General features: G+C 72.9%; 19 protein-coding genes. 11 read left to right on the plus strand and 8 right to left on the minus strand.

The genetic code is table 11. The features are described from left to right. The first annotated feature begins 397 nt into the window (after positions 1–397). Positions 398–973, plus strand: coding sequence for a hypothetical protein (locus EAD96_RS18075; protein ID WP_121685137.1), 576 nt, complete (start codon positions 398–400; stop codon positions 971–973). 44 nt (positions 974–1,017) lie between these two features. Here the strand turns inward: EAD96_RS18075 and EAD96_RS18080 are convergent, their stop codons facing one another. Beyond that, a complete protein-coding gene (locus EAD96_RS18080) occupies positions 1,018–1,434 on the minus strand; it encodes a VOC family protein (RefSeq protein WP_121685138.1) in 417 nt (138 codons plus the stop codon). Beyond that, the gene (locus EAD96_RS18085) at positions 1,410–1,982 is read right to left on the minus strand and encodes a cob(I)yrinic acid a,c-diamide adenosyltransferase (RefSeq protein WP_013475364.1); all 573 of its coding nucleotides are present in this window, start codon (positions 1,980–1,982) and stop codon (positions 1,410–1,412) included. Before EAD96_RS18085 ends, EAD96_RS18080 begins: the two co-directional genes overlap by 25 nt. On the opposite strand from EAD96_RS18085, the gene murA reads away from it, so the two are divergent. Together murA and EAD96_RS18095 are read left to right on the plus strand one after the other, a co-directional pair. Continuing rightward, positions 1,981–3,402, plus strand: coding sequence for a UDP-N-acetylglucosamine 1-carboxyvinyltransferase (murA, locus tag EAD96_RS18090; protein WP_121685139.1), 1,422 nt, complete (start codon positions 1,981–1,983; stop codon positions 3,400–3,402). The two genes, EAD96_RS18085 and murA, sit on opposite strands and share 2 nt — an antisense overlap. Positions 3,403–3,471: 69 nt before the next feature. Continuing rightward, the gene (locus EAD96_RS18095) at positions 3,472–4,320 is read left to right on the plus strand and encodes a 3-hydroxyacyl-CoA dehydrogenase family protein (RefSeq protein ID WP_120573389.1); all 849 of its coding nucleotides are present in this window, start codon (positions 3,472–3,474) and stop codon (positions 4,318–4,320) included. 40 nt (positions 4,321–4,360) lie between these two features. Here EAD96_RS18095 and EAD96_RS18100 read toward each other — a convergent pair whose 3' ends face one another. Both EAD96_RS18100 and EAD96_RS18105 read right to left on the minus strand, forming a co-directional pair. After that, positions 4,361–5,170 (minus strand): alpha/beta hydrolase family protein, encoded by an 810-nt coding sequence (locus EAD96_RS18100; protein ID WP_121685140.1) that lies wholly within the window; start codon positions 5,168–5,170, stop codon positions 4,361–4,363. 47 nt (positions 5,171–5,217) lie between these two features. Then, positions 5,218–6,429, minus strand: coding sequence for an MFS transporter (locus EAD96_RS18105; protein WP_120573391.1), 1,212 nt, complete (start codon positions 6,427–6,429; stop codon positions 5,218–5,220). Between the two features lie 118 nt (positions 6,430–6,547). Here EAD96_RS18105 and EAD96_RS31835 point away from each other — a divergent pair, with 118 nt between their 5' ends. Continuing rightward, a complete protein-coding gene (locus EAD96_RS31835) occupies positions 6,548–7,441 on the plus strand; it encodes a helix-turn-helix transcriptional regulator (RefSeq protein WP_305034165.1) in 894 nt (297 codons plus the stop codon). A 7-nt stretch (positions 7,442–7,448) separates the two neighbouring features. On the opposite strand, the gene EAD96_RS18115 is transcribed toward EAD96_RS31835, so the two are convergent. Then, complete coding sequence (locus tag EAD96_RS18115; RefSeq protein ID WP_121685142.1) at positions 7,449–8,297, minus strand: ABC transporter permease; 849 nt, start codon at positions 8,295–8,297, stop codon at positions 7,449–7,451. Then, positions 8,294–9,142 (minus strand): ABC transporter ATP-binding protein, encoded by an 849-nt coding sequence (locus EAD96_RS18120; protein WP_120573394.1) that lies wholly within the window; start codon positions 9,140–9,142, stop codon positions 8,294–8,296. Before EAD96_RS18120 ends, EAD96_RS18115 begins: the two co-directional genes overlap by 4 nt. Positions 9,143–9,228: 86 nt before the next feature. Here EAD96_RS18120 and EAD96_RS18125 point away from each other — a divergent pair, with 86 nt between their 5' ends. From EAD96_RS18125 to EAD96_RS18145, 5 genes are all read left to right on the plus strand, one after another. Beyond that, positions 9,229–9,753, plus strand: coding sequence for a PadR family transcriptional regulator (locus tag EAD96_RS18125; protein ID WP_121685143.1), 525 nt, complete (start codon positions 9,229–9,231; stop codon positions 9,751–9,753). After that, entirely contained in the window at positions 9,750–10,430 is a 681-nt protein-coding gene (locus tag EAD96_RS18130) for an ABC transporter ATP-binding protein (protein WP_121685144.1), read from the plus strand. Before EAD96_RS18125 ends, EAD96_RS18130 begins: the two co-directional genes overlap by 4 nt. Next, on the plus strand, positions 10,427–12,580 hold the full coding sequence (locus tag EAD96_RS18135; RefSeq protein ID WP_121685145.1) for an FtsX-like permease family protein: 2,154 nt from the start codon (positions 10,427–10,429) through the stop codon (positions 12,578–12,580). Before EAD96_RS18130 ends, EAD96_RS18135 begins: the two co-directional genes overlap by 4 nt. A 103-nt stretch (positions 12,581–12,683) precedes the next feature. Further along, entirely contained in the window at positions 12,684–14,696 is a 2,013-nt protein-coding gene (locus EAD96_RS18140; protein WP_121685146.1) for a protein meaA, read from the plus strand. A 52-nt stretch (positions 14,697–14,748) separates the two neighbouring features. Then, a complete protein-coding gene (locus EAD96_RS18145; RefSeq protein ID WP_120574165.1) occupies positions 14,749–15,045 on the plus strand; it encodes a DUF1540 domain-containing protein in 297 nt (98 codons plus the stop codon). A gap of 10 nt (positions 15,046–15,055) precedes the next feature. Here the strand turns inward: EAD96_RS18145 and EAD96_RS18150 are convergent, their stop codons facing one another. Continuing rightward, positions 15,056–15,673 (minus strand): DUF4126 domain-containing protein, encoded by a 618-nt coding sequence (locus EAD96_RS18150; RefSeq protein ID WP_120573399.1) that lies wholly within the window; start codon positions 15,671–15,673, stop codon positions 15,056–15,058. Positions 15,674–15,744: 71 nt separating this feature from the next. Between EAD96_RS18150 and nucS the strand changes: the two genes are divergently transcribed. Beyond that, positions 15,745–16,404, plus strand: coding sequence for an endonuclease NucS (gene nucS / locus EAD96_RS18155; protein ID WP_030271426.1), 660 nt, complete (start codon positions 15,745–15,747; stop codon positions 16,402–16,404). A 9-nt stretch (positions 16,405–16,413) separates the two neighbouring features. On the opposite strand, the gene EAD96_RS18160 is transcribed toward nucS, so the two are convergent. Then, on the minus strand, positions 16,414–17,916 hold the full coding sequence (locus EAD96_RS18160) for an aldehyde dehydrogenase family protein (protein ID WP_120573400.1): 1,503 nt from the start codon (positions 17,914–17,916) through the stop codon (positions 16,414–16,416). A gap of 218 nt (positions 17,917–18,134) precedes the next feature. Here EAD96_RS18160 and EAD96_RS18165 point away from each other — a divergent pair, with 218 nt between their 5' ends. After that, entirely contained in the window at positions 18,135–18,581 is a 447-nt protein-coding gene (locus EAD96_RS18165; protein WP_120573401.1) for an FHA domain-containing protein, read from the plus strand. Positions 18,582–19,391 lie beyond the last annotated feature (810 nt).

Below are 19,391 nucleotides of genomic sequence, written 5' to 3' on the forward strand. Positions count from 1 at the left end.
CTCTGAGGGTGGAATGGGCGGCGGGTGGGTGGCGTTGTAACCGGGTGAGCGACCGAGTACCAGTCGCGCTCTGAGAAGGGGCCGCTGGCTGCGGGAACAGTCTTGGGCTGGCGGTCGTTGAGTTCGGTTCTGGCGACGTGAGCCGCGGGGAATGATCCCGGCGGGCTGGTCGTTGAACACGGTTCCGACGACGTGAACCCCCGCGCCGCCCGGGTGGCGTGCATCGCCCCGGGAATGACGGCGGGTGGCGGGTCGTTGGACATGCTTCCGGCGCCGCGCAGAGGCACCCCCCGGTGCCCCGTGAGCAGCCGAGATCCCCCAAGACTTTTTGAGCGCCTGACGGTGCCACGCGTATCCCGACCCCCGGGTGCGTCGACCCCCGAATGGAGCCCCCATCATGAACACGATTCTGCGTAAGAGCGTTCTGGGTATTGCTGGTCTGGCCTTCACCGGTGGCGTGTTCGCCGGTCCGGTGGCCGCTCACGCGGCGGACACCACCACGCATGCGAAGCCGGTGAGTGTGAGCGTGCAGGGTGACAAGTTGATCCCGCATGGTGTGCAGGGCGAGCAGTCCCGTATCGACCTGAACGACGAGCAGACCAAGAATGTGAAGGCGATCATCGCGGCGACGAAGAAGGCCGGCATGGACGAGCGCGCCGCGGTGGTGTCGATCGCGACGGCGTTGCAGGAGTCGAAGCTGGAGAACCTCGGCCACCTCGGTGACCGTAACGACCACGACTCGCAGGGCCTGTTCCAGCAGCGCCCGTCCTCCGGTTGGGGCACGGTCGAGCAGATCACCGACCCCGAGTACTCGACCACGGCGTTCCTGAAGGGTCTGAAGCAGGTCGACGGCTGGCAGGACATGCCCCTGACCAAGGCCGCCCAGACCGTCCAGGTCAGTGCTTACCCGGACCACTACGCCCAGTGGGAGCAGCAGGCCGCCGACCTGGTCGCCGAGCACTGGAACAAGTAAGAGACACGAAGGCCGGCACCCCGAACCAAGGGGTGCCGGCCTTTTCACGTCTCCGCGACCAGCTCGACCTCGTACCCCTGCCCGTCGGTGAGGTAGGCGGCGTAGCTGTCCGGGCCGCCCGCGTGCGGGTGCCGGTCCGGGAACAGCAGCGTCCAGCCGTACCCTCCAGCGGCAGTGACCAGGCGCTCGACGGCGGCCGGCGGGCCGGCGTGGAAGGCCAGGTGGTTCAGGCCGGGCGCGCACCTGTCGTGGGTGCGGCCGGTGAGCGCCGGTGACTCCTCCAGCACGAGGTACGTCGCGCCGAGGCGCCAGGACCGGCCGGCGGGCCAGTCCTGGTACGGCGTCCAGCCCAGCTCGCCGAGAAGCCAGCCCCAGGAACGACTGGCCGCCGCGATGTCGGGTACCCACACCTCCACGTGATGGAGGCCGCCGATGGTCAGCGCTTCCCGCCCGGCACCCATAGCACGTCGCCGTCCGGATTTGCCGTTCTTGAGAGGATAAAGAGCAAATCGGAGAGCCGGTTGAGATACTTTGCCGGGAGGGGACTGGTCCGATCGGGGTCGTGTGCGACCAGCGCCCATGCCGCACGCTCGGCGCGCCGGGCGGTCGTCCGTGCCACGTGCAGCAGTGCCGCGCCCGCGGTGCCGCCGGGGAGGATGAAGGAGTCGAGCTTGCTCAGGCGCGCGTTGTACTCGTCGCACCAGCCCTCGAGGCGCTCGACGTACTCCTCCGTCACCCGCAGCGGCGGGTACTTCGGGTCCGGCTCGACCGGCGTCGCCAGGTCCGCACCGACGTCGAACATGTCGTTCTGCACGGACTCCAGCACGGCCCGCAGCTCGTCCGAGAGCTGCCCCAGGGCGAGCGCGACGCCGATCGAGGCGTTGCACTCGTCCACGTCCGCGTACGCGGCGATGCGCGGATCGGTCTTCGGCACCTGCTCGTTGTTGCTCAGCCTGGTCATGCCGGCGTCGCCGGCCTTGGTGTAGATGCGCGTGAGGTGGACGGCCATGACGCACAGCCTACGGATACCGGAACTGACGATCCCGGCCCGGCCGAGTCCGGTGGGTCCGGGTGACGCGGGAGATCCGGCGCTCAACGACGTCGACGTCATCCGGGTACGCGGCGACGCCCGGCTCGCCGGCACCGTGCACGTGGTGGGTGCGAAGAACTCCGCGCTGAAACTGATGGCCGCCGCGCTGCTCGCGCCCGGCCGCAGCCTGATCACCAACGTGCCCCGGATCACCGACATCGCGATCATGGGCGAGGTGCTGCGGCGGCTCGGCTGCGGCGTACGGTTCGGCCCGGACGACCCGGTCGACCCGATGGTGGCCCACGGCGGTGTGGAGCGGTCCCGCTCGGTGCTCATCGACGTGCCGGAGCGGCCGGGTGCGGAGGCCGACTACGACCTGGTCCGCCGGCTGCGCGCGTCGATCTGCGTGCTCGGCCCGCTGCTGGCCCGCCGGGGCTACGTCCGGGTGGCCCACCCCGGCGGCGACGCCATCGGCTCGCGTGGGCTGGACATGCACATCGCCGGGCTGGCCCGGATGGGCGCGGAGATCTCCGGTGAGCACGGCTTCGTCATCGCCGAGGCGCCGGACGGGCTGCACGGCGCCGACATCGTGCTGGACTTCCCGAGCGTGGGCGCGACCGAGAACCTGGTGATGGCGGCGGTGCTGGCCCGGGGTGCCACGACGATCGACAACGCGGCCCGCGAGCCGGAGATCGTCGACATCTGCACGATGCTGACCCGGATGGGCGCTCGGATCGAGGGGGCCGGCACGTCGACGCTGCACATCGTCGGTGTACCCGAGCTGCGGCCGGTCCGGCACGCCACTGTGGGGGACCGGATCGTCGCCGGCACCTGGGCGTTCGCCGCCGCGATGACCCGCGGGGACGTGACGGTCACCGGCCTGGACCCGGCGTACCTGGAGGTCGCGCTGGACAAGCTGGTCGCGGCCGGCGGCCTGGTGGAGACGCGGGGCGACGCCTTCCGGGTACGCATGGACGACCGCCCGAGGGCGGTCGACGTGGTCACGCTGCCCTACCCGGGCTTCGCCACCGACCTGCTGCCGATGGCGATCGGACTCGCGGCGGTGAGCGAGGGCGGCTCGCTGATCACCGAGAACATCTTCGACGGCCGGTTCATGTTCGCCAACGAGATGATGCGGCTGGGCGCGGAGATCCGTACCGACGGCCACCATGCCCTGGTGTGCGGCCGGGAGCGGCTGTCCGGCGCCCCGGTACGCGCCACCGACATCCGGGCCGGCGCCGGGCTGATCATCGCCGGGCTCTGCGCCGACGGGCTGACCGAGGTCTCGCACGTGCACCACGTCGACCGGGGCTACCCGGACTTCGTGGCGGACCTGCGGGCGCTCGGCGTCGAGGTGGAGCGCGGCACCGCGCCGGAGGAGCCGGACCTGGCCATCTGACGGCCGGGGCTTATCCCTCGTTAAGTAGGGTTCTCCCAGACGTTGCAGAACACGGCGAGGGAGAAGCAGATGGCGGGTCGACTCGCGGTCGTCGGTGCCGGGCTGATGGGCTCGGGCATCGCCCAGGTGGCGGCGCAGGCGGGCTGGCAGGTGACGCTGCGCGACATCGACGACGCGGCCACGAAGCGCGGTGTGGACGGCATCCGGAAGTCGCTGACGAAGTTCGCCGAGAAGGGCAAGATCGAGGCGTCCGAGGTCGAGGCGACGCTGGCCCGGATCACCCCGACCACCGAGCTGGAGGCCGCCGCCGACGCGGACATCGTGGTCGAGGCGGTCTTCGAGAAGATCGAGATCAAGCACGAGGTGTTCCGCGCGCTCGACAAGATCTGCAAGGCGGACGCGGTGCTCGCCACGAACACGTCGGCCATCCCGGTGACCCAGATCGCCACCGCCACCGAGCGCCCGGAGTCGGTCGTCGGCACGCACTTCTTCTCGCCGGTGCCGATGATGAAGCTCTGCGAGCTGGTACGCGGCTACAAGACCAGCGACGCGACCATGGACACCGTCAAGTCGTTCGCCGAGGGAATCGGCAAGACCGTGGTGGTGGTCAACCGGGACATCGCCGGTTTCGTCACCACCCGGCTGATCTGCGCGCTGGCGATGGAGGCGGTCAAGCTCGTCGAGTCCGGCGTGATCTCCGCCGAGGACCTGGACACCGCCTGCAAGCTGGGCTTCGGCCACGCCATGGGCCCGCTCGCCACCGTCGACCTGACCGGCGTGGACGTGCTGCTCAATGCCACCCGCAACATCTACACCGACACCGCGGACGAGAAGTTCTTCCCGCCGGAGCTGCTCCAGCGCATGGCCACCGCCGGCGACCTGGGCCGCAAGACCGGCCAGGGCTTCTACTCGTACTGACCGGCCCGTCCCGCCCCCGGCCCGCGCGGCCGGGGGCGGTTCACGTCCGGGGTGGGCTGAGCGCGGCGCCGATCAGCGCGAACGCGTCCGGGATGACTGTCCCCCAGTAGCCGAAGTTGTGCCGCCCGTCGGCCCAGGCGGCGCGTACCGGCTCCTCGGGCAGCACCCGGGCCAGCGCGCGGACATCCTTGAGGAAGTTGTCCTGCCGCCCGCACCAGAGCCCGACCGGGGTGCCGCGCAGCTTCTCCACGCCGGTGAAGACCGCGTCGCCGGGGCTCACCGCGGGGGAGAAGGCCGCCGCCATCCGCAGCCACTTCGGGTACGTCTGGGCGAGCAGCAACGCGCCGAAGCCGCCCATCGACCAGCCCCACACGGCCAGCCGGCTGCTGTCGAAACCGCGCCGGGCGCACCAGGTGGGCACCTCCTCGCGCACCATCCGCTGCGGGTCGTCGTCGCCCGAGGCGCGCCACGACAGCCGCCCGCCGGTGGCGCCCGCGAGCGCGAACGGCGGGGCGCCCCGGCGTACCGCGTCGGTGAGGAAGCGGGCCAGCCCGAACCGGCCGTAGTCGCGCGGGGTGGCCGACGCGCCGTGCAGCACCAGGCAGACGGGCAGGCCGCGGCCGTCGCCGTACCCGTCGGGCACGGCCGTCCAGAAGTCCACCTCGCGGCCGCGCGCGGCGGACGCGATGCGGATCAGCCGCTCGTCGCCGGGCGGGGCGTCCGGCAGGTCCGGGGCCGGTCCCGGGCGGGGGCCGGCCAGTTGCCGGGCGGCCAGGCCGCCGACCAGGCCGACCCCGGCGATCCCGGCGGCGGCGGTGAGCACCGTCCGCCGGGTCAGCGTGTGTGCCATGCCGGCGAGTGTGCCATCCGGTACGCGTCGGGGGCAGCCGCCCGGCATCACGGTGCCGGGACGGCCGCCGCGGGTCTGCTGTCCGGCTCCCCGGCGCCCGGCGCGGTCCGGCGCAGGCCGGGGGTGAGCGCGACGGTGACGGCCAGCGCCACGGCGGCGAGCAGCGCGACCGCGCGCGACGGCGTGACCAGGTCGGCGAGCGCCCCGGCGAGCGCGGCGCACACCGCCTGCGCGGCGAGCATCCCGTTGCCGTGCAGGCCGAGCACCTGGCCCCGGGCCTCGGGCGGCGAGTGGGCGATCAGCCGTTCCTGCATCGGCAGGGTGCAGGCGTAGCCGACGGACGCGACGAGCGCGACGGCCATGGCCACCGGCAGCGGCGGCGACAGCAGGATCAGCAGGTACGGCAGGGGGAGCAGCACCCGCAGCGGGTGGATCCACCTCTCGCGGAGGGCGGGGGACAGGAACCGCCCCACCACCACGTCCCCGGCCAGCATGCCGAGCGCGGCGGCGGCGAGCAGGAAGCCGGCGCGGTCGGCGGCGTACGGGACGAACAGCGCCTCGCAGCCGACGATCAGGCCGCCCGGTACCCAGAGGTTGAGCAGGAGCGACCGGCGGCCGGGGTCGGCCCAGAGCACCCGGTTGACGCGCAGCGTGCGGGCGACCGTCACCCGTTCGCTGGTCCGGGCCGGACGCTCGGTGAGCCCGAACCATCCCACCGCGGCGGACACCGCCCGCAGGACCAGCGCCAGCAGGAACACCTGGTACGGGCTCAGCCACACCAGCAGGACGCCGGCCAGCCCGAACCCGGCGATCTGCATGACGCCGACGCTCGTGTTCATCGTGGCCCGGGCCAGCACGTAGGCGTTCACCGGCACGATGTCGGTGAGCAGCGCCCACTTGGCGCCGGCGGCGACCGAGCCCACGTACGCGTTGGCGAAGATGATCGCGAAGCGGGCCCACAGCGGCAGCCCGGGCACCGCCTGGAGTGCCGCGCCGGCGGTGGCGAGCAGGGCGGCGAAGGCCATCGCCCGGCGCGGCGGCACGCTGTCCGCGGCGGACAGCAGCGTCAGGCTGCCGAGGACACCGGCCAGCGGCGCCCCGAACATGCTCAGCGCGGTGAGCAGCGCCGAGCCGGTCGACGCGTAGGTCAGCGCGCCCAGGGCCAGCGCCGACGTGGTGTGGGCGGCGATCCCGGCGCAGTTGGCCAGGAACAGGTTGCGGAACTCCCGGACCGCGAACAGTTCTGCGTACGTTCTCACCCGGGCATGGTCGGCTGGTCGTCGGCGGAATCCCTAGACTTACGTCTGGAGGCGAAACGTGGGCGTCTGGCAGGTGCCGTCCGACCTGGTCGCGCGGAGTCGTTTCACGGTGTCGCCGATGGCCGAGACCGTCGGCGCGCTGAAGGCGCTGCGTCATCCGAAGGTCCCCTGGGAGCAGGCCTGGCGACGGCCGCACGTGGACGCGTTCCGGGAGATGCTGGCGGCCCGGCCGGTGGTCCGGGCGCTGGTGGAGGCGTCGTTCGGCCTTCGGTGGGTGGCGGACTTCCTCACCATCGCGCCCGCCTCGGCGGACCCGACGTTCGCCGGGGAACTGGCGGCGATCGAGCGGTTGTCCGACGAGCGGATCCGGGCCGACCTGCGTGCCACCCGGCCGGGCCCGCTGGCGGCCGAACTGCTGGCGGACGGGCTCACCGGGCAGGTCGTGGAACTGCTCGACTGGATCTGGGCGCACACAGTCGCGCCGGAGTGGCCGGAGCGGGAACGCCGGCTGCGCGCGGACATCGTGGCCCGTACCGCCGCCCTGAGCATGCGCGGCCTGGCCGGGGCAATCGTGGACATCAACCGCAACGTGCGGTGGCTGGGCGACGGCCGCCTCCAGGTGAACGACTACCCGGAGCCGCCGCTGTCGCTGCACGCGGCGGAACAGCTGGTGTTCGTGCCGGCTCACTGCCGCCGCGGCTGGGTGGTCTGGGACGCGCCGGCCCGGTTCGGGATGGTCTATCCGGCGCGCGGGATCCTGGTCGATCCGACCTCACCGGCACCGGACGGCCTGGCCCGGCTGATCGGCGCGAACCGGGCCGAGATCCTGGCCCGGCTGGACGCGCCGCTGAGCACCTCGCAGCTCGTGGTGGTGACCGGGCTGTCCCTGGGCACGGTCAGCGACCACCTGCGGGTGCTGCTCGACGCGGGCGCGGTCGCGAAGCGGCGGTCCGGGCGCGAGGTGCTCTACTGGCGTACGCCGCTGGGTGCGGCGCTCGTCGACGGCGGATGAGCGGTGGTCAGCCGTCGCGCTTGGTGGTCCAGCGGAACGTGGTCAGGCACAGCACCAGGCCGATGACGCACCAGGCGCCCAGCACCAGCGCGACGGTGCCCAGCTCGAACGAGCCGCCCGGCTCCCGGGCGCCGAAGCTGTCCGGCAGGAAGACCGAGCGCAGCCCCTGGCACATCCACTTGAGCGGGAAGATCGCCGCGACCTGCTGCATCCACGTGGGCAGGCTGGTGAAGACGAAGAACACGCCGGAGATGAACTGGAGCACCAGCGCGACCGGGGTGACCACCGCCGAGCCGCTGCGCGCGGTGCGGGCCAGCGACGAGATCGCGATGCCGCACAGCGTGCAGGCGGTGACGCCGAGCACGGAGACCCAGGCGAACGTCAGCCACTTGGCGGTGGTCTGCGGCAGGTCCAGGTCGAACATCGCCACCGAGACGGCGAGCAGCAGCACGGTCTCCGCGATGCCGATGACCACCACCATGATCACCTTGCCGGCGAACCAGACCCACTTCGGCATCGGCGTGCCGCGGTAGCGCTTGAGCACGCCGCGGTCCCGCTCGATCGGGATCCAGATGCCGAGGTTCTGGAAGCTGACCGTCATCAGGCCGGTCGCGATCATGCCGGTGATGAAGTACTGCGTGTAGCTGACCCCGGGCGCGATCTCGTCGCTGAAGATCGCCGCGAAGATCAGGATCATGATGATCGGGAAGCCCATCGTGAACACGACGGACTCCCGGCTGCGCAGGAACTGGGTGATCTCCAGCCGCCCCTGACGCAGCGCCAGCGCGCCCGCGCCGGGCCGCCGGGCGGCGGTCGCGGCGGTGACCGGGGCCGCGTGCTTCGTCGTGGTGGTCATGAGTGTCCGATCATCCGCAGGTAGACGTCTTCCAGGGTCGGCCGGGTCACGGTGAGGCCGGGTACCTCGCCGCCGAAGCGCGCGGCCAGGTCGGCCACCAGCGCCGTCGGCGTCGCGGTCTCCGCCGAGGCCGGCGTCCCGTCGGGGGTACGCCAGGAGACGGTCGCCAGCGACTCCTGCCGGTTGCCCAGCGCGTTCGGCGGCGCGACCTCGATCACCCGCCCGGCGGCGATCACGCCGACCCGGTCGGCGAGCGCCTCGGCCTCGTCCAGGTAGTGGGTGGTGAGCACGATCGTGGTGCCGGCGGCGGACAGGTCCCGGATCAGCTCCCAGAACTCGCGCCGGGCCTCCGGGTCGAAGCCGGTGGTCGGCTCGTCGAGGAAGAGCAGCTCGGGGCGGCCGATGATGCCCAGCGCCACGTCCAGGCGGCGCTTCTGCCCGCCGGAGAGCGTGTGCGTGCGCGCCTTCGCCTTGGCGCCCAGCCCGACCCGCTCGACCACCTTGTCCGGGTCGTCGGCCTCCGGGTAGAAGCCGGAGAAGTGGCGGACCACCTCGATGACGCTGAGCTCGTCGAACTCGCCGGTGCCCTGGAGCACGATGCCGACCCGGGAACGCCAGCCGGCGTCGGGGTGGGCGGGGTCGGCGCCGAGGACGCGTACCTCGCCGGCGTCGCGCTGCCGGTAGCCCTCCAGGATCTCGACCGTGGTGGTCTTGCCGGCGCCGTTCGGGCCGAGCAGGGCGAACACCTCGCCCCGGCGGACGTCCAGGTCCACCGAGGCTACGGCGACGTTGTCGCCGTACGCCTTGCGCAGCCCTCGCACGGAAATCGCGAGCTCGTTCTCCATGACGTCAAGTGTGCGTCGTGCGGTCGCCCGTTCCACTGCCGGGTCAGCTATATACGCGAGGTATACACTCGGTGTAGTCTCTGGTCATGACCGTTCCCCTGACCCTGCTCGGGCTGCTCGAACGCGAGCCGAGCCACGGCTACGACCTCAAGCGCGACTACGACACCTTCTTCGGGCGCGGCAAGCCGCTGCCGTACGGGCAGGTCTACTCGACGCTGAGCCGGCTGGCCCGCGACGGCAAGGTGGTGGTCGGCGACGTCGCTCCCGGCGCCGGGCCGGACCGCAAGCGCTACGTCATCACCGACGTGGGCGCCTCCGAGGTGGAGCACTGGCTGACCGAGCCGGTCGAACCGGAACCGCACCTGCAGACCGTGTTGTTCACCAAGGTCGTGCTCGCGCTGATGCTCGACCGCCCGGCCGAGGAGTACCTGGACACCCAGCGCGCCGCCCACCTGCGCCGGATGCGCGAACTCACCGAGATCAAGCGCAGCGGCGAACTCGTCGACGTGATGCTGGCCGACCACGGCCTCTACCACCTCGAGGCGGACCTGCGGTGGATCGAGACGACGGGCGCCCGGCTGGACGCCCTGAGAAAGGCGGTACGGCCATGAGCCCGATGATCGAGGCACGCGACGTCACGTACGCGTTCGGCGAGACACCCGCCCTGCGCGGCGCGAGCCTCGCCGTGGGGGCCGGCGAGGTCGTCGCCGTGATGGGACCGAGCGGCTCCGGCAAGTCGACGTTGCTGCACTGCCTGGCCGGCATCCTGCGCCCCGACTCCGGTGAGGTCCGGTTCGACGGCACCCGGATCGACACGCTCGGCGAGGCCGACCGCAGCGCGCTGCGCCGCGACAGCTTCGGCTTCGTCTTCCAGTTCGGCCAGCTCGTGCCCGAACTCACCGCGGCGGAGAACGTGGCGCTGCCGCTGCTGCTGCGCGGTGTCCGCCGCACTCCGGCGCTGCGCGCCGCGCGGGGCTGGTTCGAGCGGCTCGGCCTGGCCGGCATGGAGCACCGCCGCTCCGGGGAGCTGTCCGGTGGGCAGGCCCAGCGGGTCGCGCTGGCCCGCGGCCTGGTCGCCGAGCCGCGGGTGCTGTTCGCCGACGAGCCCACCGGCGCGCTCGACTCGCTCACCGGCGAGGAGGTGATGACGCTGCTGGTAACCGCCGCCCGCGAGAAGGGCACCACAGTCGTCCTGGTGACGCACGAGGCGCGCATCGCCGCGTACGCCGACCGGGAGGTCATGGTGCGGGACGGCCGGGTCAACGCCCCCGCCGGGGTCGCCTCGTGATCGGGCTCGCGCTCCGGCTCGCCGTCGCCGGTGGCCGGGAGGCGCTGGTCCGGCTGGTCGCCGTAGCCGCCGCCGTCGCGGTCGGCACCGGGCTGCTGCTCACCACGCTCGCCGGTGTGCACGCCACCGACGCCCAGCTCACCCGCTACGCGTCGATGTACCCGCAGGAGACGGCGGGCGGGTCCGCCGACCCGCTGCTGTGGTCCACCCGCACCGACTACTTCCGGGGCGATCAGATCCTCCGTATCGACGTCGCCGCGACCGGTCCGGACGCGCCCACGCCGATCGGCGTCCCCCGCGCGCCGGGGCCCGGCGAGTTCTACGCCTCCCCGGCGCTGCGCAAGCTGCTGGCCACCATCCCCGCCGACCAGCTCGCCGACCGCTACCCGGGCCGGGACCTCGGCGTCGTCGGGCCGGCGGCGCTCACCTCGCCGGACACCCTGCTCGTCCTGGTGGGCGGCACCCCGGAGCAGGTCGGGAAGCTGGACCAGGTCAGGAAGGTCACCCGGCTCGACGACAACCGGGCTCCGCTGCCGAGGGCGGCGATCGACCTCATCCTCGGCGTGGCCGCGGGCGGACTGCTGTTTCCCGTACTCGTCTTCATCGGCACGGCGACCCGGCTCGGCGCCGCCCGCCGGGAGCAGCGGTTCGCCGCCATGCGGCTGGTCGGGGCCACGCCCCGGCAGATCTCGGTCGTCGCGGCCGTCGAGGCCGCGCTCGCGGCGGCGGCCGGCGCGGCGGCCGGCTTCGCGGCGTTCTTCGCGTTCCGCGGGCAGCTCGCCGGCATTCCGTTCACCGGCATGCCGTTCTTCCCCGGCGACATGGCCATCGGTGCGCCGGAGGCCCTCCTGGTGGCCCTCGGCGTGCCGGCGGGCGCGGCGGCCGCGGCCTGGGTCGCGCTGCGCCGGGTCCGGATCTCCCCGCTCGGTGTCAGCCGCCGGGTCACGCCCCGGCCGCCCCGGGCGTACCGGCTGATCCCGCTCGCGCTCGGCCTGGCCGGGCTGGGCTTCGCCCTGGTGTACCGACCCCCCACGTCGGACGGCCAGACCGCGCTGTTCCTGCCCGCCCTACTGCTGGTCATGGTCGGGCTGATCACCGGCGGCCCGTGGCTGACCATGGTCGGCGCCCGGGCGATGGCCGCCCGGGCCAGCCGGCCGGCCGCGCTGATCGCCGCGCGCCGGCTCGCCGACAACCCGGCCGCCGGGTTCCGGGCGGTGAGCGGCGTGATGCTCGCGCTGTTCGTCACGACGGTGGCCGTGGGCGTGATGGGGACGATCGCGCACGAGCGCGGTCCGGCGCCCCGGGGTTCCCTGGAGGCCGGACGGCTGTCGATGGTGCTGACAAACGACGCCCCGGCGCCGGCCACGCTGCTGGCCGATCTGGCGGCGGTTCCCGGCGTCCGCAACCCGGTGCTCGTCCGGGAGAACCCGGTACGCGGTGACGGCCGCGACTCCGGCGTGATCGCCTGCGCGGACATCCCGCCCGCCTACGGGCGGTGCGCCACGGGGGCGAGCGTCGCCGAGGTGCCGCCGGACCTGATCCCCTGGGGGGAGTCCGCCTCGGCCGACCGGGTCTGGCCGTCGTCCCCGGTGGACCCGGCCGCCCTCGCGGGACTCCCGGCGGGTTCGGTGGCGGTCGAGGCGGAGGACCCGGTCGCGGTGGAGCGGGCCCGGACGCTCCTCGAAGCCGCGTTCCCCACCTTCTTCGTGGCACCGAACGTGCCCGGCGACTTCGAGGCCGACTTCGCCGACACCATGCGCGGCTGGCAGCGGCTGGCCGACCTCGTGGTGGTGGCCGGTCTCGCGCTCGCCGGATGCAGCCTGGCCGTGGCCGTGGCGGCTGGCCTCAGCGAACGGAAAAGGCCGTTCAGCCTGCTCCGGCTCAGCGGCGCCCCGGTGCGGCTGCTGCGCCGGGTGGTGGCCCTGGAGAGCACCGTGCCGCTGCTGACCGTCGCCGTGGTGGCGGTCGGGATGGGACTGGTCGCCGCGCAGCTGTTCCTGCGCGCGCAGATGGACTACGACCTGCGCGTGCCGGGGATCGGGTTCGCCGCGGTGGTGGCCCTCGGCGTGCTCGGCTGTCTCGCGGTCATCGCGGCCACCCTGCCGCTGCTGGAACGGATCACCGGTCCGGAGACCGCCCGCAGCGAGTAACCCGTACGGTGGGCCGGCCGAGCACGCCGGCCCACCGGTGCGGGCATCGGGTTGTGTGGTTTTCCACACTCTCTTTTACTGAACGGTAACTTAAACTCCGGCCATGGACGACGCGATGCCGGGACGGCTGCCCGAGCGGGACCGCCCGTGGGTGATGCGCACGTACGCCGGGCACTCCTCCGCCGCGGCCACCAACGCGCTCTTCCGCCGCAACCTGGCGAAGGGGCAGACCGGCCTGTCGGTCGCCTTCGACCTGCCCACCCAGACCGGGTACGACCCGGACCACGAGCTGGCCTCCGGCGAGGTGGGCCGGGTCGGCGTGCCGGTGGCGCACCTGGGTGACATGCGGGCGCTGTTCGAGGGCATCCCGCTGGCCGAGATGAACACCTCGATGACCATCAACGCCCCGGCGATGTGGCTGCTCGGCCTCTACGGCACCGTCGCCGCCGAGCAGGGCGCGGAGCTGAGCCGCTGCGCCGGCACCACGCAGAACGACATCATCAAGGAGTACCTGTCCCGGGGGACGTACATCTTCCCGCCGGCGGCGTCGCTGCGGCTGACCGCCGACGTGATCGCGTACACGCTGCGTGAGATGCCGCGGTGGAACCCGGTGAACATCTGCTCGTACCACCTCCAGGAGGCCGGCGCCACGCCGGTGCAGGAGGTCGGCTTCGCGCTGGCCACCGCCGTCGCCGTGCTGGACACCGTGCGCGACTCCGGCCAGGTGCCGCCCGAGCGGATGGGCGACGTGGTCCAGCGGATCTCGTTCTTCGTCAACGCCGGGGTGCGCTTCGTCGAGGAGATCGCCAAGATGCGCGCGTTCGGCGCGCTCTGGGACGAGATCACCCGCGACCGCTACGGCGTGGAGAACCCGAAGCAGCGCCGGTTCCGCTACGGCGTCCAGGTCAACTCGCTGGGCCTGACCGAGGCGCAGCCGGAGAACAACATCCAGCGCATCGTGCTGGAGATGCTCGGCGTCACGCTGTCCCGCGACGCCCGCGCCCGCGCCGTGCAGCTGCCCGCCTGGAACGAGGCGCTGGGCCTGCCCCGCCCGTGGGACCAGCAGTGGTCGCTGCGCATGCAGCAGGTGCTGGCGTACGAGTCGGACCTGCTGGAGTACCCGGACCTGTTCGCCGGATCGCACGTGATGACCGCGCTGGTCGACGACATCGTCTCCGGCGCCCGGGTCGAGCTGGAGAAGGTGCTGGAGATGGGCGGCGTGGTCACCGCCGTCGAGACCGGCTACCTCAAGAGCGCGCTGGTGGCCTCGCTCGCCGACCGGCGCCGCCGGATGGAGTCCGGCTCGGACGTGGTGGTCGGCGTCAACCGGTTCACCGAGACCGAGCCGTCGCCGCTGACCGCAGCCGGCGCCGAGGCGATCGAGCAGGTCGACCCGGCCGTCGAGGAGGCGGCCACCGACGGCGTACGCCGGTGGCGGGCCGACCGGGACGCGGCGGCGGTCGAGGCGGCGCTGGACCGGCTGCGCGCCGACGCCGCCACCACGGCGAACCTGATGCCGGCGACGCTGGACTGCGTGCGGGCCGGTGTCACCACCGGCGAGTGGGCGGGCGCGCTGCGCCAGGTGTACGGCGAGTACCGCGCGCCGACCGGCCTGGCCGGGGCGGTCGGCACAGCCGGCGACGCCACCCTCGCCGGGGTCCGCGAGCGGGTCGTCGCGACCGCCCGGGAGCTGGGTAGCGGCCGGCTGCGGCTGCTGGTCGGCAAGCCGGGGCTGGACGGGCACTCCAACGGCGCGGAGCAGATCGCGGTACGCGCCCGCGACGCCGGGTTCGAGGTGGTCTACCAGGGCATCCGCCTGACCGCCGGGCAGATCGTCGCGGCGGCGGTCGAGGAGGACGTCGACCTGGTCGGCCTCTCCGTGCTGTCCGGCTCGCACCTGGCCGCCGTGCCTGCGGTGCTGGACGGGCTGCGCGCGGCCGGGCGGGGCGACCTGCCGGTGGTGGTCGGCGGGATCATCCCGGCCGCCGACGCCGACGCGCTGCGCACCGCCGGGGTGGCCCGGGTGTTCACGCCGAAGGACTTCGCGCTCACCGGCATCATCGACGAGCTGGTCACCGTGATCCGCGAGGCGAACGCGCTGGATCCCGCACGCTGAAAGCATCACAAAGCCTAAAGTCGGGGCAAGACACCCACTGAAGGGCGAGATGATGACCGCGTCGTTGGAGATGCCCCGGGTCCAGGAGTGCGCCGTCCGGTCCTGCGCCTACAACCACACGAACGACTGCCACGCGTTCGCCATCACCATCGGCAGCAGCGACCACGCGCACTGCCACACGTTCGTGGAGATGCCCGTGCGCGGCGGCATCGACCAGCTCGTGGCCCAGGTCGGTGCGTGCTCGCGCTCGGACTGCCGGCACAACGCCGACCTGGAGTGCCACGCCCCGGCCATCACCGTCGGCCCGGACATGGACATGGCCGACTGCATGACGTACGAGAGCCGCTGAGCCGCCGCGGTCAGACGCGGAAACCGGCCTCCCGGGCGGCGGCGCGTTCCCGGCGCCGCTCCCGTCGACGGCGGAACAGCCAGGGCACGAAGAGCACCAGGCCGACCAGGAACACCAGCACCAGCACCGGCAGCAGCAGCGCCACCACCGACATGACGACGCTCGTCGCGTCCTCGGCGGTGCTGGCCACCGGCGCGCCCACACCGGCCGTGGTCGCGTTGATGACCGGCCGGGCGGCGGCCTTGAGCAGGTGCACGCCGAGCGCGATGAACACGCCGACCACCACCGGCACCCACTGGTGCGACGAGAAGAACGTGTCCGGGTCGCTGACGGTGACCGTCTCCGAGCCGGCGCCCGCGCCGAACGCGAGCCCGCCGGCCGTCGGCCGGACCACCGTCTGCACCACGTCGTTGACGTGGTCGACCACGGGCACCTTGTCGGCCACCACCTCGACCGCGAGCAGGACCGCGAGGATCAGCACCACCCAGCCGTTGCCGAGCCACTGCCAGCCACTCGGCAGCTCGACCAGATCGGTGTAGCGGGACAGCAGCCCCATCAGCAGCAGCGGGATGTAGGCGTTCAGGCCCGCCGAGGCGGCCAGACCGGAACCGGTGAGGACTTCGAGCACGATCTCAATATGGCACCGGTACGCCAGTGGCGCTCGTCGGCGTCCGCCGGGGCCTCGGCTACCCTCGGCGGGTGCGGTTGGTCATTGCGAAGTGCTCGGTGGACTACGTCGGACGGCTCTCGGCCCATCTGCCCCCGGCGACCCGGTTGCTGATGGTGAAGGCGGACGGGTCGGTGTCGATCCACGCCGACGACCGGGCCTACAAGCCGTTGAACTGGATGAGCCCGCCGTGCCGGCTGGAGGAGGCCCCCGGCGTCTGGCGGGTGGTGAACAAGGCCGGCGAGGAACTGCGCATCACCCTGGAGGAGATCTTCCAGGACACCTCGTACGAGCTGGGTGTGGACCCGGGCCTGCGCAAGGACGGCGTCGAGGCGCACCTCCAGGAGCTGCTCGCCGCGAACCCGGCGACGCTGGGGGAGGGCTACACGCTGGTCCGGCGGGAATACATGACCGCGATCGGGCCGGTCGACCTGCTCTGCCGGGACGCGGTCGGCGGCGCGGTGGCGGTCGAGGTGAAACGGCGCGGCGAGATCGACGGCGTCGAGCAGCTCACCCGCTACCTGGAGCTGATGAACCGCGACCCGCTGCTCGCGCCGGTGGCCGGGGTGTTCGCCGCGCAGGAGATCAAGCCGCAGGCCCGGGTGCTCGCCACCGATCGGGGCATCCGCTGCGTGGTGGTCGACTACGACAAGCTGCGCGGCATCGAACGCGACGAGCTGACGCTGTTCTGAGGCGCCGCCTCAGCGGCCCCGGCCGTACATCAGCTTGGCGATCTTGACGATGCGGGCGACGTCGGCCGGGGTGCGCTCGAACGTCATCGCCGGCAGCAGCGACCGGGCCCGGCGGCGGGTGACCGACTTGGGCCGGCCGAACTCGCGCAGCCCCTCCTCGCCGTGGATGCGGCCGAAGCCGGACTCGCCCGTGCCGCCGAACGGCAACGTCGACATGCCGGCGAACGTCAGCGCCGAGTTGACCGAGGCCATCCCGGAGCGCAGCCGCCGCGCCACCGCCACCGCCCGCGCCCGGCCGAAGACCGAACCCCCGAGCCCGTACGGCAGCGCGTTGGCCCGCTCGACCGCCTCGTCCACGTCGCGGACACGGTTGACCACGAGCGTCGGCCCGAACGTCTCCTCCTGCACGGCGGCCGAGTCCTCCGGCACGTCGACCAGGACCGTCGGGTGCACGTACGGCGGCTGGACCGCCTCCGGGCCGCCGAGCACCGCCCGGCCGCCCCGGTCGATCGCGTCGTCGATGTGCCGGCGGATGATGTCGATCTGCGACGGCATGGTGATCGGGCCGAGGTCGGACCCGTCGGCGCCCACGGTGAGCCGGCCGGCCTTCGCCACCACCTTGTCGACGAAGGCGTCGAAGACCTGGTCGACCGCGTAGACCCGCTCGATGCCGATGCACGTCTGGCCGGCGTTCGTCAGCCCGCCCCACACGCACGCCTCCGCCGCGGCGTCCAGGTCGGCGTCCGAGTCGACGATCATCGCGTCCTTGCCGCCGGCCTCCAGCAGCACCGGCGTGAGCGACTCGGCGCAGGCGGCCATCACCCGCTTCGCGGTCGCGGTCGAGCCGGTGAACGCCACCTTGCCGACCCCGGAACGGCACAGCGCCGCACCGACCGCGCCGAAGCCGTGCACCACCTGGAACACCGGCTGCTCCGGCACAACCTCGGCGAACCGGTCGACCAGCCACTGACCGACCGCAGGGGTGTACTCGCTCGGCTTGAACACCACGGCGTTGCCGGCCGCGAGCGCGTACGCGGCGGAGCCGATCGGCGTGAAGACCGGATAGTTCCACGGGCCGATCACGCCGACCACGCCGTACGGCTGGTATTCGAGGTGACCGGTGAACTCGGCGAGGATCAGGCGGGAGCGGACCCGGCGCGGCCCGAGCACCCGCCGGGCGTTGCGGGCCGCCCAGTCGATGTGCTCCAGCGCGGTGAGGATCTCCACCACCGCGTCACCGACCGGCTTGCCGCCCTCGGTGTGCATCAGGTCGGCCAGCTCCTCGATCCGCCGGGCGAGCACACCGCGCCAGCGCTGGAGGCGGTCCCGCCGGCCGGCGAAGCCGAGCCCGGCCCACCAGTCGCCGGCCTCCCGGGCGCGGTCGACAGCGGCACGCACGTCCGCCTCAGCAGCCAGCGGGAATCTGCCTGCCTCGGCGCCGGTGGCCGGGCTGGTCGACACCAGCAGACCCTCGGAGATGAGCGGGGCGCCCGGCACATGCACAGCGGTCATGGCCGAAGTCTAGACCCGAGGATTACTCGCCGGTAGGTGTCGAACGCGCCGTACGCTGCGCGGACGATCAGCCGTCGCATCGACGGAAGTGCCGTCCGAAACGGCGAACGGGAGATGACCGGCCGGGGTCGCGGGGGTGACCGCGCGGTGGTGCAAGCCACTACGGTGGGGTGGCAGGCTGACGCCGCGGGGCGATGTGGGGTGGAGGTCGACTGTCCATGGAGGAGCATCCTGAGCTGATGCCGTTGCTGACGGTGTCCGGCGGGGCGATGCGTGGGCTCACGTTCCGGGTCGGCCAGGACGCGCAGGTGATCGGCCGCGCGCCGACCGCCGACATCGTGCTCGCCGACCCGCACCTGAGCCGGCGGCACGCCACCGTCCGGGCCACCCCCGAAGGGGTGATGCTCACCGACCTCGGCTCGACCAACGGCACCTGGCTCAACGACACCCGGGTCACCGGCAGCGTGGCGATCGCCGACGGTGACGTGGTCCGGCTGGGCCGCACCGACCTGCGCCTCTACGACCCGGGCGTGGCCCGGACCGACCCGGTCGGGATGAGCTTCGGCGCGCTGCGCCGCGACCAGCGCCCCACCCTGCCGCTGCCCGTCCCCGGGCCGCGCCAGCCGATCGAGGCGCGCGAGGCCCAGCCGGCCGACGCCCGCTAGCCCTCCGCACCCGCCGGCCCTCGGGGCCGCTGAGTGCCGGTACCCGCTGGCACTCCAGGCCACATCGAGCCCTCAGGGCTGCTGACAACCGGCACCCGCTGTGCCCCGAGGCCGCTGATTCCCGGCGCCCGCTGAGCCCTCACGCCCGCGCTGCCCCCGACGTCGCGCCGGCCCGCGCGCTCAGCCCGGCGGGCGCCTCAGCCCGCGCGCCGAGTCCGCGTGCCTGACTGCGGCCCCCGGCACCCGCCGCGTTCCCGGCGCTCCTTTCCCGGCCCACCCACCCGCGGTGATCAAGGAGTTTGGGTACGGAAACGGCTCCCGCGGTGACGCAAACTCCTTGATCACCGCCGCGAGGCGACCCGCGACGGGGCCGGCGGACGGGTGGGCTGGGCCGGCTGGGCACTCCCATGCCCGGTCGATCATGAAGTTGGCGGCGTTCCTCGTCCGATTTTGTCACCGCCAACCTCATGATCGACGCGGTAATGGGGCAGGCGGCGGGTGGTGCGTGCGGCGGCGGCGCGTGGGGTCCGGTGAGCCGGGGTGCGCGCCACGTTCGGGTGGCCCGGTGATCAAGGAGTTTGGGTACGGAAAGGGCTGCTGCGGTGACGCAAACTCCTTGATCACCCGCCGCGACGCGCCCGGCGACCGGCGACGAGGCCGGGGGACGGGTGGGCGCTTCCAGGCCCGTCGATCATGAAGTTGACGCCGTTCTGCGTCTGATTTGTCGCCGCTAACTTCATGATCGACGCGCTAAGGGGGTGGTGCGTGCGTGCGGTCCGGTGAGGCGGGGGTGTGCGCCCATGGTTGGGG

The organism is Micromonospora sp. BL1, assembly GCF_003667485.1.
Classification (GTDB): Bacteria; Actinomycetota; Actinomycetes; order Mycobacteriales; family Micromonosporaceae; genus Micromonospora; species Micromonospora tulbaghiae.